This is a genomic window from Butyricicoccus sp. AM27-36, from assembly GCF_003480945.1.
GTDB classification, from domain to species: domain Bacteria; phylum Bacillota; class Clostridia; order Oscillospirales; family Butyricicoccaceae; genus Agathobaculum; species Agathobaculum butyriciproducens.
In genome coordinates this window covers 639,291-653,314 of sequence record NZ_QUJR01000001.1, presented here as the reverse complement: position 1 = coordinate 653,314, position 14,024 = coordinate 639,291, and the positions used below count along the sequence as shown (strand labels likewise).

15 protein-coding genes and 1 pseudogene are annotated in these 14,024 nt (G+C 48.5%); 3 read left to right on the top strand and 13 right to left on the bottom strand.

The window, feature by feature from the left end; genetic code table 11:
• Positions 1-181 precede the first annotated feature (181 nt).
• From DW724_RS03315 to DW724_RS03305, 3 genes are all read right to left on the bottom strand, one after another.
• Positions 182-1,447 carry a sensor histidine kinase gene (locus DW724_RS03315; RefSeq protein WP_118760650.1) on the bottom strand — a complete coding sequence of 422 codons (1,266 nt, stop codon included), beginning with the start codon at positions 1,445-1,447 and terminating at the stop codon, positions 182-184.
• Complete coding sequence (locus DW724_RS03310) at positions 1,444-2,130, bottom strand: LytR/AlgR family response regulator transcription factor (protein ID WP_118760649.1); 687 nt, start codon at positions 2,128-2,130, stop codon at positions 1,444-1,446. The genes DW724_RS03315 and DW724_RS03310 overlap by 4 nt, the downstream gene beginning before the upstream one ends.
• 165 nt (positions 2,131-2,295) lie before the next feature.
• Positions 2,296-2,460 carry a helix-turn-helix domain-containing protein gene (locus tag DW724_RS03305; RefSeq protein ID WP_118760648.1) on the bottom strand — a complete coding sequence of 55 codons (165 nt, stop codon included), beginning with the start codon at positions 2,458-2,460 and terminating at the stop codon, positions 2,296-2,298.
• Positions 2,461-2,672: 212 nt separating this feature from the next.
• On the opposite strand from DW724_RS03305, the gene DW724_RS03300 reads away from it, so the two are divergent.
• From DW724_RS03300 to DW724_RS03290, 3 genes and pseudogenes are all read left to right on the top strand, one after another.
• Positions 2,673-3,290, top strand: a complete 618-nt coding sequence (locus DW724_RS03300; protein WP_158580199.1) for an accessory gene regulator B family protein — start codon at positions 2,673-2,675, stop codon at positions 3,288-3,290.
• Positions 3,274-3,420 (top strand): cyclic lactone autoinducer peptide, encoded by a 147-nt coding sequence (locus DW724_RS03295; protein WP_118760646.1) that lies wholly within the window; start codon positions 3,274-3,276, stop codon positions 3,418-3,420. The genes DW724_RS03300 and DW724_RS03295 overlap by 17 nt, the downstream gene beginning before the upstream one ends.
• Positions 3,421-3,837: 417 nt before the next feature.
• Positions 3,838-4,086 (top strand): annotated as a pseudogene (locus DW724_RS03290) (sigma-70 family RNA polymerase sigma factor); the annotation flags it as partial.
• Positions 4,087-5,406: 1,320 nt separating this feature from the next.
• Here the strand turns inward: DW724_RS03290 and DW724_RS03275 are convergent.
• The 10 genes from DW724_RS03275 to DW724_RS03230 form a co-directional block, all read right to left on the bottom strand.
• On the bottom strand, positions 5,407-6,267 hold the full coding sequence (locus DW724_RS03275; protein ID WP_118760643.1) for a peptidoglycan recognition protein family protein: 861 nt from the start codon (positions 6,265-6,267) through the stop codon (positions 5,407-5,409).
• Complete coding sequence (locus tag DW724_RS03270; protein ID WP_118760642.1) at positions 6,267-6,725, bottom strand: phage holin family protein; 459 nt, start codon at positions 6,723-6,725, stop codon at positions 6,267-6,269. Before DW724_RS03270 ends, DW724_RS03275 begins: the two co-directional genes overlap by 1 nt.
• A 151-nt stretch (positions 6,726-6,876) precedes the next feature.
• Positions 6,877-7,278 carry a putative ABC transporter permease gene (locus DW724_RS03265; protein ID WP_243105678.1) on the bottom strand — a complete coding sequence of 134 codons (402 nt, stop codon included), beginning with the start codon at positions 7,276-7,278 and terminating at the stop codon, positions 6,877-6,879.
• The gene (locus DW724_RS03260; protein ID WP_118760641.1) at positions 7,256-7,876 is read right to left on the bottom strand and encodes a hypothetical protein; all 621 of its coding nucleotides are present in this window, start codon (positions 7,874-7,876) and stop codon (positions 7,256-7,258) included. The genes DW724_RS03265 and DW724_RS03260 overlap by 23 nt, the downstream gene beginning before the upstream one ends.
• A gap of 14 nt (positions 7,877-7,890) precedes the next feature.
• Positions 7,891-9,855 carry a hypothetical protein gene (locus tag DW724_RS03255; RefSeq protein WP_118760640.1) on the bottom strand — a complete coding sequence of 655 codons (1,965 nt, stop codon included), beginning with the start codon at positions 9,853-9,855 and terminating at the stop codon, positions 7,891-7,893.
• Entirely contained in the window at positions 9,839-10,396 is a 558-nt protein-coding gene (locus DW724_RS03250; RefSeq protein WP_118760639.1) for a putative phage tail protein, read from the bottom strand. The genes DW724_RS03255 and DW724_RS03250 overlap by 17 nt, the downstream gene beginning before the upstream one ends.
• A complete protein-coding gene (locus DW724_RS03245) occupies positions 10,396-11,475 on the bottom strand; it encodes a baseplate J/gp47 family protein (RefSeq protein ID WP_118760638.1) in 1,080 nt (359 codons plus the stop codon). The genes DW724_RS03250 and DW724_RS03245 overlap by 1 nt, the downstream gene beginning before the upstream one ends.
• On the bottom strand, positions 11,472-11,891 hold the full coding sequence (locus tag DW724_RS03240; protein WP_118647964.1) for a DUF2634 domain-containing protein: 420 nt from the start codon (positions 11,889-11,891) through the stop codon (positions 11,472-11,474). The genes DW724_RS03245 and DW724_RS03240 overlap by 4 nt, the downstream gene beginning before the upstream one ends.
• A complete protein-coding gene (locus DW724_RS03235; RefSeq protein ID WP_118760637.1) occupies positions 11,891-12,145 on the bottom strand; it encodes a DUF2577 family protein in 255 nt (84 codons plus the stop codon). The genes DW724_RS03240 and DW724_RS03235 overlap by 1 nt, the downstream gene beginning before the upstream one ends.
• 1 nt (position 12,146) lies before the next feature.
• Positions 12,147-14,021, bottom strand: coding sequence for an XkdQ/YqbQ family protein (locus tag DW724_RS03230; protein WP_118760636.1), 1,875 nt, complete (start codon positions 14,019-14,021; stop codon positions 12,147-12,149).
• Between the last annotated feature and the right edge of the window lie 3 nt (positions 14,022-14,024).

The window sequence follows — 14,024 nt, the reverse complement described above, 5'->3', positions numbered from 1 at the left end:
AATTTTGCGTACTGACAAGGCGCGGTTTTGCGGTAATACTTGACGTATTACCGTGAAATCGCAACGAAGTCAGGACACAAAATTTCCACAAAGCGCCGCAGTTTTCATTGTGCGGTGTTGCCTTAATATTCGCAAAAAAATTGCGCGCCGCAGAGTGTTGTCTCTGCGGCGCACAATTGTTTTATAGACTGAAAATAATCTCAACTGTGTATTGGTTTTCTGTCTGCCCGATCAGTATCGTTCCGCCATTCTGTTCGATGCATTCAGTAACATTTTTTAATCCATATCCGTGAATACCCTGTCGCTTCTTTTTTGAAAACACAGGATCATATGGATTGGAAAGGCGGTAATACAGAATGCCTGCCTTTTGTCGTAATGTCAGCTCAATTACTTTTTTTACGGATGTATCTGTAATGCCGCTGCAAGCGGTCACTGCATTGTCTAGTGTATTGCCGAGTACGATACTCAAGGCGAGCGGCGATAACGAAAGTTGTGGGGAAATAAAAACATCCATCTGTATTTTGATTCCAGCTGATTGCGCTTTCTGTAACGCATCATTCAAAATCGCATTGACAACAGGATGATCAACATCTACGATCCGGTTAATTTCACGAAAAGACTGTGTAATCTGTTTCAGCGAAGCACTTGCTTGGGCCATATTATTATTTGCCATCAAAGAGGTGACAGCCGTAAGCTGTTTTTGGATATCATGCCACATGCTGCGCGTTTGTTCATTTGTGATTTTTACTTGCTGGTAATAGGCGAGCTGAGATTGCAGCTGTTGTTCTGCCAAGCGTCTGCGCTGTTCATTTTCATAATTTGTGCGGATAAACTGCATATAGGCGAAAAAAACAATATTGATATATAGGATACCAATAACAGAGAAGGTTAGCAATAATAAAAGAAAATGAGACACCTTATCGACTAATTCCAACGATACAATACAGATAAACGCGCTGAAAAACTGGCAGGTCGCAAGTGGAAACAATTCTCGAAGAGGAATATCGAGCAGACGTTTTTTTCCGAAGCAGGCGACTAAAAGAATAATTACAAATGAATTCGTAATTTTAGCAAGAATAATAAAAATGCAGCGCGCCAGTCCTTCTGTCAGAATACGTTCTCTGGATAATCCTAAAAAGAAAAATGGATATTCGCACACAATATCTGATAGGGCGCTTATCGTTGCAAAAGCGGTTGATATTAAAATTGCGTGAGAAATCGTACTCTTATAGGTGGCAAATAAAAAAGTGCTTATCGCAATCCAGCAGATTGTCATGCGAATGATTCCGGTGAGGGGAGCACAACTAATAATCAGGATAGCAAAGCAAAATACAAAATACTTTGAAAAAACTTTTTCACTACGATATTTTGTAAAAAATCCGGAAGCGAATAAATATAATAAGGCTGTATCCATCACTCCGCTGAGAGCTTCAATAAATAAAGTCATATATTCGCCCTCAAAAATGCAGTGAATGCCAAATCAAAGGCTTTTTTCTTGCCACGGCTGATTTTTAAAAGAGTTCCATCTTGCAGTTCCACGTCTGTTTTGAATATGCGTACTACATAATGCAAATTCACCAGAAAACTGGCATGAATACGAAAGAAACTCGCTTTGCATAAATTGGATTCTACATCTTTCAGGCTGAGTCTTGTTTTATATGTTATATGCTGCGTATGGATTAGCAGCATATAGCTTTGAGATTCAAAATATAGAATATCTCGCAGCGGAATGCGCTGCAGCACACCTTCGGAAGAAAAGCAAAAATATCTGGGTGTGAGGATGTGAAGTGCTCGTTCCAGAACTTCTGCAAACTTTTGTTCGCAAATCGGCTTGACCAGATAGTGAAACGCCACATCGTATCCACGCACCGTATATGTAGTGCTTTTTGTAACGAACACGATCAATGGAGTTACGGTTTTCGCCATCAATTCCTCTGCCGCGTCAAAACCATTGGTGCTATCCATTTCGATATCCAGATAGATCAAAGGGAAAAAAGTATCCCGAGATGCCTGCAACAGATTATCTGCAGATGAAAAACATACAGGCACAAGATCTGGCGCATATTGTTTTAATAGAGCCACAATACTCTCGCGCTCTTGTTCCTCGTCATCACATATTGCAACTTGCATAAATTACTCCGTTTAGAATTCACTTCTTGAGATTAGCTTCAGTATCCCGAGCGCCAATTGTTGTTGCTTTTGGGAAAGCCTCGAAAAAATCTGCGTGCACTCATGCTTAAATTTTTCATCGGTATTGATATCATTAGTGCTAAACAATGCTTGAGCATCAATCTCTCATACTTCAACAAGCTGAAGCAATGTGGAATAAGAAGGATAACTGATACCCCGTTCTATTTGCCCGACATAACCGGCTGTCTTTCCAATCTTTTCTGCGAGTTTTTCTTGAGATAGCCCAAGTTCTTTTCTTTTTGTCTGAATCATCGTCCCAAGAATGACCATTATTATCACCTCAGGTATAGCAATACTATTATTGTAAATAGTATACTTACACTTTAGAAGCGACTCATACTACTATGATACAATAGTAAAAGTATCTTTTCAACTATATACTGCAAATAAACGACCAAACTCTGCGAAGATATTGTAATAATCTACATATCAATTATACTTTTTATATCAGGTATAGCATGTTTTGTACAGAGGGAGGGCGAATGTTTATTTCTATGAGAAATATGATTGAAGCATATTGTAGCTATCTCGAAAGGGAAAAAATAATTCCTACAGTTCAGGTATCAGTTTGCATTTATGGGTTGGAACTTCTTGTCTCCAGCGCTATAAATACTGGAGTGATCATGCTTTTTTCAATACTGCTTCATCAGTGGTCGTATGTCGGGTTCTTTTTTCTTGGGTTTATACCCATGCGTTTATTCGCGGGTGGTTATCATGCCGACAATCATTTGAACTGTAGCATGGTATTTTTATGTATCTATTTGTGCTCGATTTATTTAAATTCTATTGCCAATTCAAGCCTGATTGGAGTAATGATGATAACTGAGATTTTGCTTGTTTATCTCCTGTCTCCTGTGGAAGCTATTAACAAAAATCTCACGCAAAGGCGGCGCAAAAAAAGCCGTCAACGAAGCGTATGTATCGTTGTATTAAATGCAGCAGTATTTATTTTGTATTTTCTGTATTGGAAGGACAATACATATATTGCATATTATCTTGTTAGTGGTTTTTTAGCGTCTTTTACAATGATTGCTGGAAAAATAAAATTGATCAAAAACACACAGAAAAGGAGAGAAATCTACTATGAAAAAAATTCTTAATTGGTGCATGCTGCACAGTGGACAGATTATTGCTACACTTGCCATAGTGGCAGCGACAACATCTGTGGGCACTACTTGTATTTTTGATTCTTATCAGCCAGATGTTCCTGAATGTCTTCGTGAATCGTGAATAATTCCATGTGTGGCTAATGTTTCATTGCAGCTAGATCACTGTAAGTGAAGTAATCTAGAGCTCCGGGTTGGAAGTAATATCGCTTTGCGTATTCGGAATCGGTTTCACCAAATCGAGATTGTTCTTGCATCGCATGAAGTTGGAAAATGCAGAAAAACTGTGTTTTCCGACTCCTGTGGTGCTTTTTTATGAAAATATATGTTTTACGCGATGATAAAAAGTCCTTTCCCAGCGTTTGCTATGGAAAAGGACTTCTTATTTTGTGGCTTGAGGAAACATCGAATCGCTAAATATTCATGATCTCGAATTTTGATTGTCGATTTTTCAGGAAGTGTCCAGAGGTATACCGATGCCATTCCCCGCCTCCATTCGATTCACCCGTTAACCACCCGTGAATCGAAATGGAGGTACATAGTGCAGAAAATCAATCTTCGGGATCTGTATCCCGATATTTATAAAACAGATTCCTTTTGGGAAGTAACCGATGAAGCACACGCAGTGTTTCAGGCTGACGAGCGAGCTGAAGCAGCCTATGAGCGGAAGATGTATCGCTATAAGGCGCAATATTCCCTGGACTGTGAGAATGGAATTGAAAATGCAGTCCTGCAAAAGCCGCCGACACCGGAGATGCTTCTGGAGGAAAAGCAGCTGCGTGAGCAGCTCTAACGGCTCACAAGGCGTTCGTCATGATCGAGTATCTATGACGGATGATTTGCTTATGGGTAAAGTAATGAGTAATTCCCATTGCCGTATAGACGCACAGCTGTCTAATATGTGTCTAATAGATTGTATTTCCAAGCAAAATTTCCTCTGCAAAATAGATTTCCTACCAGAATATACCGATTTCCTGCTGGTTTTTTCTCGAATTTTTCAGTATTGATAATTGTGTTTTTTCATCAAACCAACGCATATTCAGCACAAAAATCAAGTTTTATACTCGTTCTATTCATTTTGCAGCTGGTTATATGCACAAAAATCGTATCTTCAGGTGCTAGTGTTCGCAAGGACGTGGGGGTTCAAGTCCCCCCATCCGCACCAAGAATTGTGCTGAAATCGTTGAATTTCAGCACTTTTTCTTTACTTTGCAAATGCCAGTTTTTAACTGACGACACTTTGACGACAAAAGGATTTTTTTACGACGGTGTTCCCTGCCCTCGAAAGCGCTTAGGGCAGCCGCCTCTCCATTGGAAAATTTTCTGCCGATATGCTATAATGATTGCAAAAAATTGGAGAAGATATGAGAACTTACAAATACGCTATTTATATTACTTGCGCAATAACCTTGATTTCCTTCTGCATCGCATTCGCACTCAATTTTTATTTCACGGATTCCAATCCGTTTTGGTGCAATCTTCTGCTCGGTATATTCGGCAGCAGCTCATTAACTTTGCTAACATCTATTGTCGGATATAGAGTTGAACGACGTCGCACGTTCGAAGGATTTTCCTATACCACCAAGGCTATACTGCACGATTTGAACAAATATCAATATACCTGGGAATTAGAAGAAAAGGTCGATTTCTTTTTGAACTATACCGACATCAGTAAAATAGATTGGGATAGGTATTATGGAGATTTTGACTTCTTCACAAGCTTTTTCAGCAAAGATAATGATAGATGTTACATTTACGCCCAAATATATTATCCAATCGTGCAAGTTAATAATGCAATCCGTAATCACATCTGGCATTTTCGATGGTTTCGAGATGGTTCCGGAAAAAACGACGTTGCGATTAAGAAGTTTATTTGTGAAATCGAACCTCACTTGATCGAGATAACGCACACAGAAGCCGATATAACTATTATGGATATACGGAATAAACTTGTCGAGGACATTAGTTTTGAGCTAAATAATAACTATTATAAACTGATGTACGGCAAACGCATATTCAAGCGTAATTGCGTCTCTGATAACTCTCAAAAATCATAAAGAGTATAATAACCCCTCAGTGTCCGAATGAAGTGACACTGAGGGGTTGTACTTTACTTCTCCATCGCCTCGGCCAGCTTGCGGATCAGCTGTTCGCCGTACTGGTACCGCAGCAGATACTCGATGGTCTGCTCCTCCAGCCCCGCAACTTCCTGCACGGTGTCGATGGCGTCCTGCACCTCTGCGGTACCGTCCGGAACGAACGTGCGGCACTGCGGCGCGGTAATCGACGGCACTTTGCGGACCGCATCAAAGTCGATCGTAAAGCCTGCCTGCTGGAGCGATCTCATCTTGATATAGTTGATTTCATCCTTGTTGATGATGTCACACTCGTAGGTCTTGCCATTGAGCAGGACCTTTTTCTTCTCTACCACTTCGTCGTCCTCCTTCTTCGGTTCGGGTTCAACCGGCGCGGTCAGCCGTGCCTTGAACTTACGCCAAAGACTTTCGTCGCGTACCCACGGCTCGGGGCACAGCTTGCCGGTGACATCATAGTGCCGCACGACGTGATCTACGTCAATGCCGTACTTCGCCATGAGATACTTGACCAGTTCGACGGCACGGTCTACCGTCTGCGGCGTGATGGTGTACTTGCCACCTACAATGTCACTGCATATTTCCACACCCAACGAATTACGGTTCATGCAGATACCGCGTAACGGATGATGGCTGCTCTCAATTGCGCCGCCGCAGTGCCATGCTGCATCTCTATCACGCACGGACTGCGTAACGCTGTCCTCATCGACAAAATAGTGTGCACTTGCCCGTCGGCCTGCGCCCTGAAAATAGTGCGCGTTGCCCTCGTCGGTATCGCCGTCGTTGGCGGTATAGTGCATGACGATGTACTTGATCGAATTACCGCCGCGGCCGGAGTAGTAGTTGCTCGAATCAGCCGGCACAAACGGAATGTTCATCAATCGTTCTCCTCCCCTAACTTATCCACTGCGTCCTTTGCTGCGGACAGCATCTTCTTGAGCCACTGCGGCACGGGTGCGCCCAGGCTAACTGCGTTTTCGACGATCGAGCCCAACTCCGTGAGCGTGTACCATACGACCACCAGCGGGCACAGCAGTGTCGTATACTCAAACGGCAGCACGACGCCCGGCAGGTGCCCGAGCATGGCGCCGATGAGCAGATCAGCCGCACCGGCCACCATTACTACAATAACTGAGCCGATCTTGTGAAAGATGCCGTCTCGTGCCGACTTGCTCGACCACTCGCCGCGGTGCATTGCTGCTGCGGTGCCGGTGAGATAATCCACCGCCATGCAGCCCACAAACAGCACTACAAGCCAGCCGAACCAGCCCCAGAGTGAGGTCAGCAGCGCGACAACTGCCGTCACGGCCAGCTTAAAATCGTTTACTTTATCCATGGTTTTACCTACTTTCTTACGCGATAACGCGATTATATTCGTACTGTACGCTGCGCCAGTGCTTGATGTAGATGTTGTTGGGGTACATAACTTTTGTCCTTTCCGGGCATTCGCCCTGTTCAACTGTAAAATTTCCTACGTTTTTTGTCTGTTAGTCAAAGATCTTGTGTAATCGGTCCTCAACCCAGACGGCCACCGCCGACAGTGCCGCCCATGCAAACATAAACTGCGGGCAAACCTGTCCCATGATGTTACCGGGCACGCCAGAGTAGTCCCACACGTCAAGACCAAGCCAGACGTTCAGCACCAGACCAGCCAGCAGCTCCAGTACGGTGCAGATCACAGCACCCTGTGCCATCTGCAAGATGATCGGCGGTCGCTGCTGGATCTCATTCAGCAGGCCAACTGCCACAAAGCATACGCCGCCGAGTACACCCATCGACCAGTGCGTGTATCCGCGCCATGCGATCTCGATCAGCATGTACAGCACACCGCCGATCACCGCGAACAGCAGGTGCTCAAGCACAGACTTAGGCGTAATTCCACGCAACACTCAAGACCTCCTCTGCCGTCGCTGCATTGCGGAGATCCACCTCGGCCGCCTGCTGGATGCTTACGCGCGGCTCGACATAGGCTGCAATCGCCAGTGCCAGCGCACACAGGTCAGCATACTGCCAAACCGTACATTCATCGCCGGTAGAGTTCCAACGCAGCTCACGTTCCACGCCCGCAGACTGCGCAACCTGCTGCACCGCCAGCGCCGATGTAAGCTGTGCCTGCTTTTCCGACGTTACAGCATACTTCTTACCATCCGTCCATGTCAGCGGATTTTCGGACAGCCATGCAGCGAGGTCTGCCTTGCTGTCTGCGATACGCTGCTCACGCAGATCATCAACTGAGGTCAGCGGTGTGCCGTATTCCTCGCCGACGGCCTGTAAAAGCAGTGCGTCGTTCTGCTCATTCACACGCGCCTGCAAGTCCGAACCATCTGCAACCTCGGTGACATACTCGTCATACTCCCACTGCGTGTTTCCGTCTGCGTCTGTGGTTTCAAACGGATTCAGGCAAAACCTTACCCACGCGCGTCCCAGTTTGTTCGGCTGGCTGTTTGCGGAGATTTTCTCCGGCTTGTTATCGCCATGTACTTTCATTTATGTCACTCCTTTCAGGGTTCACACATGAGACGCGCGGAGACGTTCGAGCCCGAATACGACGAGGCGTTGGCCGCAATGAAGTCCAACAGACCCGCAGGCGAGCCGCCGCTCCAGTCCCCACCAACACACAGCACGCTCCAACCATAGTGCGACCACACGAAGTCTGGAATGTACGTTGTTTCCGAACCGCCGATAGTTTTGGGGATGAGTAGACCGTTGTCAGTAACGGTCAAGTCCTTAATCCAACCGGACGCAGGCAGCGTGCCGATTTTGGTATAACCGGTCGTCGTATCGTCCGCGTACTTGCTCGGGTCGGTGCAGTAGTAATCAGTTGTGCCGTCCGCGTTGAAGCCGTCCACCCACTGGGATAGATTACCCCACAGGTTTTCAATCCACCTATACTGTACAGCACACTCTCTTGACCCAGCAGTTGAATTTCCGGTGTGATATAGCATCGTATCCGTCATTCCATTTCTGACAGAGCCCGAATATTCACTTTTTGTAACGCCTGCTCCTATCGTGATCTGACAATTCCAGTCTGCAAATTCGATGAGGTACAGCCAGATGATAGCACAGTAAGTTGCAAAATCGTACAAGTGCCACTTGTCGCCGTTTTTCTTAGCGTTGCTGCGTGCGGTTGTGCGAGTGATATTTACAGTAGACGAAACACCGGATTTACTTCCGGGAATAGTGTATCTTCCCACATACTTTCCACTGCCCGGATGTTTCGTCATTCCAGTCTTGGGCTTATCCGACACATAGAAATACTGCTTCGTACCGTTACGTTTCGCCGCAACATAGAACTCCGGAATAAACACCATGGTAAAGTTATTAGAACGTGAGAACCCGCTGTCACCCTTCCACGCTGTCACTGTTCCGGATGCGTTGAGGTTACATTCCCTCATGCCACTCCACGGTGCATAGCTATCAAACGGACTACTGCCAGAACCCGTACCAACCGCAGGTTTAGGCTCAGTTGTCACCGAGCGCGTAACCAATCCGTAAGGGTCAGTGCTCGGTGTTAAGCGTGTCAGCGCTGTGGAGCTGTTGCTTGTATCCCAGCAAACACCGAACACGTTAGCGTAACTCAGCGTCAGCGACTTGCTCTGACCGCTGGCGGTAATCTCTACCGTGCCCTCTGCGGTCTGGTTACCCTTGGTAGCCTTGATTGCCCAAGTACCCGCCTTACCGACGGTAAATACCGCCGTGCCGGTGCTCGTCTTGGTCAATACCGTACTGCCCAGTGTAGCCGTAACCGTCGAACCGCTATCTACGGTTACGGTAATCGTACTCTGGAATTTCTCAAGATTGACACTCAGCGCCGTGTAGTAGTCCTTGGTCATCACCTCAGCCGTGTACGTCACGCCGTCCAGCACGCACGACAGCGTGTAGGTGGTATTGATACCGAGTACGCTTACAGTTGCCGTCTTGCTGCTGTCCACCGTACCGGTGTAGGTTTCACCGCCGCCCTTGAGCGTCCATGCCTGACCGACAAAATCGCTTGCAAACGTCAGCGTAATCCGACTGCCGCCGGATGCAGGTGCATCCACCTCGCCCACAGTGTCATTCGCCGTAAAACCGAGATACTTGCCCTTCGTACCCTTGATTTTGTCCTGCTTTGCCGCAAACAGTGCAGAATGTGCGCTTGTGCTCGTGTTATGCGTGGACACCGCATTTGCAGCCGTGCCGGACGGGTCAGCACCAACGTCACCGGCACCCAGCGCATCTACTTTCTTTTCAAGCGCTGCTGTCGCTCCTGCTTTTTCTGCACCGAGGTCAGCAGCGGTCAGACTTCCGTCCTTGACGGTCTGCTTGACCTTCTCGGCCAGTTCGGTGGTCTTGACACGTTCGCCCACCGCGTCAGCATTCTTTTTCAGCTCGGTGTCGATCGCGGCAAAGTTCTGGTTGAGCACTTCAACATCGCCGAACTCCTCGTAGCCGGGTTTATTCAGATGATAGTTAGGTGTTTGCTCCATCCGGCAGCACCTCCTCCTTAATTTCTCGCCAGGTGAGCTTTTTCAGCTCGCCCCATGTTAACTTCTTGATCTGCTCCCATGTGTTGTACAGCAACGATGTTGTGCAGACCATGTTCGCAGGCACAATGTCCGCAAGCAGTTCTTCGACCGCCTGCTGATTGCGCTTTGCGGTCAGCGCGACTTTGACCGTCAGTGTGTACCTGTCGCCGTCCAGTTCCAGCTTGTAGCCGTCCGCACCGCAGAGCGTTTCAAGCTGCTGCCGCAGGCGGCGCACCGAGAACGGCAGCTGCGCATTGATTCTCGCCAGCACGCGGAACCGGCGCTCGTCCAGTGTGTCCGTGTCCATCGGCGTGATGCCGAAGATTTTCTCGTACCGCGCGATACCTCGTTCTCCGGCAGTGCTAACAAACTGTGTGTCTAACACTTCGTCAACAGCAGTGTTCAAGCGGTCAAATTCCCGCTGCTCTGTATTGCACAGCAACGGGAATTCGTAGGTTTTCAGCAGAATTGACGGTAAATACTCATTCAGTTTCTTTCGCATTATGCACCGCCAATCGTTTTCAGGCGTGGAATTTCGTCCGCTGCCAGCTCGATGTTCTTCACACTGCCGTTGATGGTCGTGTCCTCCACGTCCACCACGCAGTCGAGTGCAAGCAGATGCGTCTCAATCTGCGAGATACGGACAACGGTCGTCGCACTGTCCGCCCAGACCTTCGCAAGCTCGGCAAAGTACATCTTGACCGCGCTCTCCACTTGCGACTGTGCGCTCGACCACGCCCAGCCGGCGGCAAAAGTGACGTTGGCTGTAATAGTGAGGTCAGCGTACTTTGCACCGGTGACAGTCACCGTGTGTCCGATCGGCGCAAGTCCTAAGCCTTCGCCCTGATTGCCCTCGGGGTCGATGGCGGTCTGTACCTTGCTGATAAGCTCGGTGCTCGGTGCGGTAAAGTCGGACGCGATAATAGTCAGCTTGACCGTACCGCCGCCATTCCAGACCGGATAGACCTTGACACCGCCTACACCAGTAATCGCGTTGGTTTTGTCCTTGTAGTCGGCAACATTGCCGCCGAATGCTTCACCGTCGATACTGGCGTAATACTTCTCACGCAGGGTGTCGGTCGTGTCGCCGTCCTCAGCAGGAATGAGCACCGCCGCAATCTGGGCGGTTTCCAGACCGTTCACATTCTGAATCGGCAGCAGCAGACCAGAATATTTGTTGCCGACCGTGCCGAGCGTTTCGGCTTCCAACTTGTAGTGACCTGCCGAGATTTTCTCGGTAACTACATAGTTGACTTCATCACAGTTGAACCGCAGACCGGCAGACAATTCAATGTCGGACGGCGTGAACACGCCCTCGATAACAGCAGCCGTTTCGCCTTGAATAGCTACGCCGCGCTCTTTGCAGCGCAGCTGGAGATATTGCAAACTCGCGGTGTCCACGAAAGTTTCGTCCATGACCACATCAAGCTCCATGTAGCATTTGACCAGTTCCGCGGCCGCCGGTGCAAGTGCGTCATAGATGATGCTGCCCTCGCGCTTATCGACCGTATCCGGCACGGATTCCAGCATACGATTCATAATGTAGTCAAACGTCATTTCGTCCGAGTATCGTCCGATCATGCCGCTTCACCTCCAAACTCAAATTCGCTTTCCACGTCGCCCTCGGTCGTGGTTACGGTAAATTTCACAAGCAGGCTGCGCTTGCCCTTGGTGAACGAAAACTGCTCAACCGAGAGCACACGATCATCTGCCATGAGCGCATCTTCAATCGCCTTGGCGACCTTGGCCTGCAGATACGGCGTCATGGTCTGCCCGAGCAGGGCGTTCAGCTCGATACCGTAATTCCAGCTGTAAATCGCGTACTGAAACCGCTCGGTCTGGAGAATCAGGAAGATGGCCTGCTTCATGGCTTCCAGTCCGTCCAGCTTGCCGCCGGAGCACGGATAACCGTCAAACCGCAGCGCATAGGTGCGCGTAGGCTGTGTTTCGATCTCGAAATCCTGCACGAGATCGTCATTATACTCTGTCGGCAGCATTACAGCGCCCCTTTCTTGTCTAAAATGAGATATTCCTGACCGCCCTGTTTCCTTAGCAGAATGAGCTTGTCCCCTACCTTAAACGAGGACGCGCTCACGCCGTCGCGGACAGCCAGAAAGTTCTTTTTAAGCACTGTCTTCTGGTCAATCTGTACCTGAAACGGCGATAACGAAATAACTTTGCCATAGTACCAGTCAGCAGGTCGTCTTGCTTCAAAGACGTTTTCTGCAATCTGCTTCATGGCATTAAACATATCAGGCACTAAACTCACCTCGAATTCCGCTCAGGTACAAATCCATCGTGTACAGGCCATTGCTGAACGTGTGCTTAGCCTTCTCCACGCACATATAGTTCTTGATGTTGATGTCGCCCAGGCCCATGCCGACGCAGACCGAAGTACCGGCACGCGCCCGAACATCCCCGAACACCTTCTGCATGGTCAGTTCGCGGTGAATAATGTTGTAGTATTTCATCAGCGCCTTGGCCTTGGTTTGCAGGTCAGCGGTGTTGAGGGCGTTATCCAACTTTTCGTAATACTGGAGCGTGCCCCATTTGCTCTGACTTGCCGTGTTGTTCATGACATGGACTTCTCGCACGCCGGTTTCATCATTGTCCCACGCCAGCTTTATGCGGTTGTACACGTCGCTGTCAATCGAGGACGTGTAGCTGTAACCCTGGGCGGTGTCCTCGTCGATGTAGAGCGGCAGGAGCAGGCTCTCGTAGGGTTTGAGGCACAACTTGCCGAAATCGTCATACAAGACGTACACCTTACCGGTGTTGATGATGGTCAGGTCACTGGCATTGCCGAGCATATCAAAGAGCGTCCCCTCCTCGATACGCTGCGGGATTTTGTACTTTGTATCGGTCACGGTACCAACCTTGAGACCGTAGTCCGCAGCCAGCATTTTCAGCACCTCGGCGTAGGTCTTGTTGGTGTACGAGATTGTGTCCTTGTTCTTGAAATAGCGCAGTTGGTCATAGGCCGTGACCTTAATCAGCCGATTGTCTGAGCGCGACTTCTTAAAGACGTAGCCGTAAAAGACATTGGAGCCATTGAACCGGAACGACACTGGATTGCCCTCGTGAAAATTGAGGGTATCGTCCTTGACCACCGTAAACGTCAGCGAGGATGCCGCGCCGCTGCGGGTGGTTTCCCACACGATGTCGCCCTCGATCATCGGCTGCTGAAGCTGACCGTTCCTGTTCTGGATGATCAGCTCCGCGCCCGGCATCTGATAAGACGGCACATTACGCAAGATTTCCTTGCGCGTACCTGCTGCACCTGTGACAGACTTAACAACACCAGTCGTGATATCCTTCTTTTTCTTCTCGGTACTCAAACCGGATGAACCGGACGAACTTGAAGAACCAGAACCGCCGATGATGGCGGTACCTTTTCGCCTGCCCCAGTTGTTACATTCGGCATTCGAGGACATCAAGAGGTCGAAGTGGTACACACCGTTTTCGATTTGAATCATACCGCCACGGTCATTAACCGTGTACGTCACTCCATCAAGCGCTGTACCTGTACCCTGCACTGTAACCTTAGTACCAAACGGTACGCTCGGAGGTGCAGCGCAGGTATGCTTGCTTGGGTCTAACCTGTTGCCGAGCGCATCAAGGAAACCGCCCTCCATGGCATTATTCGCCGGATAGTATGCCGTGAACAATGCCTTTACAGTGTTCGTTGCCGTACCGCCCGACTTCGCGCCGGAATAGTTAGATACTGTGTCCTTCGACGATACATAGTTCAGCGGATTGACCGACGAACCGTTCAAGTGCATACCAAAATGCAGGTGACAGCCGGTCGAGTTGCCAGTTGTACCAACGGCCGCGATTTTCTGACCGGCGGTGACTTTTGCGCCCTTGGAAACATACAGTTTCGAACAATGTCCGTAGAAACTCATCAGACCGCCGCCATGGTTAATACTGATGTAGTTACCATAACCTCCGTTCAAACCAGATACCGTTACAGTGCCCGATCCAAAAGCGAGAATCGGCACGCCCGATGCCGCTGCCAAGTCAACACCATCATGAAACTTGACAGTGCCGTAAATTGGGTGTACGCGGTTACCATAGCCGCTCGACATACGTGAGTAGGACGGACACGGCCAAACATATTTACCCATGTT